Source organism: Pseudoalteromonas sp. SR45-5 (assembly GCF_014163565.1).
Lineage (GTDB): Bacteria > Pseudomonadota > Gammaproteobacteria > Enterobacterales > Alteromonadaceae > Pseudoalteromonas > Pseudoalteromonas distincta.
In genome coordinates this window covers 1-3,285 of sequence record NZ_JACJDN010000465.1, presented here as the reverse complement: position 1 = coordinate 3,285, position 3,285 = coordinate 1, and the positions used below count along the sequence as shown (strand labels likewise).

The following is a 3,285-nucleotide window of genomic DNA, read 5'->3' as shown; positions in this document are numbered from 1 at the left end:
AAATTGTTTTGGGCTAAATGCTCATAAAGTAATTAAGACATTATTATCACCACCTAGAAGACAAGGAGAAGATCTAATAACTTCTCGATGTAGTACCTCTGTGTTATGGGTGATAAAATTGTTTTTAAGTGAACGCTCATAAAGTAAAATTAGAATGATTAACACTATAAATATTAAGGGAATAAAATGAAAGTTGCCGTTGTAGGTACAGGCTATGTAGGCCTTTCTAATGCTATGTTGTTAGCACAACACAATGAAGTGGTTGCATTAGATATAGACGAACACAAAATTGCGCTTTTAAACAATAAGCAATCGCCTATTGTTGATACTGAAATTAGTGATTTTTTAACACGCAGTGATTTAAATTTTACAGCCACAACTGATAAAGTAGCCGCATACAAAAATGCCGATTTTGTAATTATTGCGACTCCAACCGATTACGATGTTGAAAATAACTACTTTAATACAAGCTCTGTAGAGGCTGTAATTAAAGATGCGATAGCGCATAACCCAAATGCAGTTATGGTGATTAAGTCGACTATACCGGTTGGTTTTACGCAAAATATTAAAGAGACGTTGGGTATTAGTAATTTAATATTTTCACCGGAGTTTTTACGTGAAGGTAAAGCGCTACACGATAACCTATACCCATCGCGTATTGTTGTTGGTGAGCAAACTGAGCGTGCAAGTGTATTTGCTAACTTACTTAAGCAAGGCGCTATCAAAGAAGATATTGAAGTACTTTTTACTGACTCAACTGAAGCCGAAGCTATTAAGTTGTTCTCAAACACTTATTTAGCAATGCGTGTAGCTTACTTTAATGAGCTTGATAGCTACGCTGAAGCGCATGGCTTAAACTCTAAGCAAATTATACAGGGTGTTAGTTTAGACCCACGTATTGGTGATCATTACAATAATCCATCGTTTGGATATGGCGGTTACTGCTTACCAAAAGATACTAAGCAATTACGTGCAAATTATGCAAATGTACCAAACAACATTATTGGTGCGATTGTTGATGCTAATACGACACGTAAAGACTTTATTGCGGACTCAATAATTAAGCGTAGCCCTAAAGTGGTTGGCGTGTATCGTTTAGTAATGAAAACAGGGTCTGATAACTTTAGAGCTTCTGCTATTCAAGGTATTATGAAGCGCATTAAAGCTAAAGGTATTGAGGTAGTAGTTTACGAGCCAGTACTTGAAGAAAATGAGTTTTATCACTCTCGCGTAATTAAAGACTTAAATGAATTCAAGCAAATATCTGACGTTGTTGTATCTAACCGTATGGTTGAAGAGCTCAGTGATATTGCTGACAAAGTTTATACACGCGATTTATTTGGTAGTGATTAAACTACTAACAAGCTATTAGCTTCTTATTGTTTAATACGTATGTAACCCCGTGGTAATCACGGGGTTTTTTATATCTATATAGTGTGAAGGTCTATAGCATTAAGTGCTATACATTTTATTTGGCTTAATAACAATAATACTTAATAAATTTGAGGGGTTAAATCTGACGCTAACTGTGTTAAAAATTCCGATATATAACAAATAAATAACGAAATTTTTGTCTTGTTACCAACACGATTTTATTACCTCAAAATAGATCACCTAATTAAGCGAATTGATATAATTTAAATGTAAGCACAAAACAGCTATTACTAATTAAAATTGGCCGTAACACCTAATTTAGCAAATGAGTCACCGTATACATCCTCACCGCCATAAAAATCTACACCCCAGCTTTTAACTCCCCAAGCTGCTCTAGGAAGCTTTCTATTATAAGTTATTTGTAACTCATAGCTGGTCGTATAAACATCACTTTTGTTTTTTAAACTGCTGAATGTAGTTTGCAGGCTCTCTTTTCGATTCAATTGCCAGTTCCAATTTAAGCTAACGGCCTTAGCAGCAACATAGTCGTCGTAGATATGCTCATCACCAGCCCAGTGGCCAATTACATTGCCGTTATTTCTATTTCCATCTAGATATATACCATTGGCATACCAAAGCTCTTGCCAGTTACTGTGTTCGATGCGTAAGCTGTGTTTGTCGCTGATAAATGGAAGAAATAAACCAAAGCTATATGCATTATTACGATCCCCTCCAAGGGTGTCTTCTAATGCTATTTCTGCATATAGTTCATAAGGTGTATCATAGAGTGTGTTCGAATACTCAAAAGCAATAGCACCTAGCTGATCACCTAATTCAAAGTTAACGTCGTTTGTGTCATCTTCGCCAACATTATCTTTGCTTCCGGGGCTAAAAAAACCTTCAGCAAAATCTTTTAATGATACATCTCTTGGTCCCCCACCGAACTGCATGAGACGGCTTAAACTGACAGTCAGATTGTCAGTTATTGCTAAGCTAGTATGTAGGCCGAATAAGTAAGGTTTTCCGGGTTCATACTCTCGATCTTCTGCGTTTTCGACTCTTTTGTTTTTTAAGATACCTCTTTGCTCAGAGAGTTGAGTAATAAACATATCGTATCGAATATTAAAGCTAGTTATGGGGGTTACATTACTTATGGATATAGATGGAGTTGTTTCGGCTTGTGTGCTGAGTAACATTGCGCTGTTGTTAAAAGGTGAATACCAATGCTCTCTATAACCGATATCAAGTTGTGCATATTTGAAGCCTAAGTACATGATACTTTGCGTTAGTAATATTTCATCCTCGTTGGCTATACCCACAGCACTCATACCGAAGTAATCACCAAAATTAGAATAAGCACCACCTTCAACTATTAGGTTTGTTTTTGTTGTTTGGCCGCGTTGATTTGGTATGTTCTTTTCATTCGTGCCTGCTGATAAAGTTACTTTAGCAAGAGTGGTTGCGCTTGATTGTATATAAGGATTAATTTGATAAGTAAGTGTGTGATAAAGCTCAGGGTAGTCATACCTTATGGTTTGTAATATTCGATAAATATCGTGAGATTTATAAGGTTTACTCATAATGTGTGTGTTTTTACTTACAGCTAAAAGTTGTTGTACTAAGTGCTCAAGTTCTGGGGCTTGATTTAAAGGTAAGTAGGGTGATACGCCACCTTTAGCAACAGCATTTGCACTGATTGCCATCCCGATAAACAGTGATATTTTTTTGAGCATAATTATTCCGTTAGCAAAAATTTGTTTAAGTAAAAACGTTAACGCGAGGTTAGCAATAAACGCCTAAGTAAGGAAGAAAAAAGCGATATATTAGTGGGGATATATAGGAGTAGGCTATCATTCGCAGGTGATAGGCTATCCGTTAAATTCGAGCGCGTTTTTGCATGTAGTGTTTTGC

The 3,285-nt window shown here is 36.2% G+C and carries 2 protein-coding genes; one reads left to right on the top strand and one right to left on the bottom strand.

The features are described from left to right. Positions 1–186: 186 nt before the first annotated feature. Positions 187–1,353, top strand: a complete 1,167-nt coding sequence (locus H5072_RS15170; RefSeq protein ID WP_182693995.1) for a nucleotide sugar dehydrogenase — start codon at positions 187–189, stop codon at positions 1,351–1,353. 311 nt (positions 1,354–1,664) lie between these two features. Here the strand turns inward: H5072_RS15170 and H5072_RS15165 are convergent, their stop codons facing one another. Further along, positions 1,665–3,107, bottom strand: a complete 1,443-nt coding sequence (locus H5072_RS15165; RefSeq protein WP_182693994.1) for a capsule assembly Wzi family protein — start codon at positions 3,105–3,107, stop codon at positions 1,665–1,667. Between the last annotated feature and the right edge of the window lie 178 nt (positions 3,108–3,285).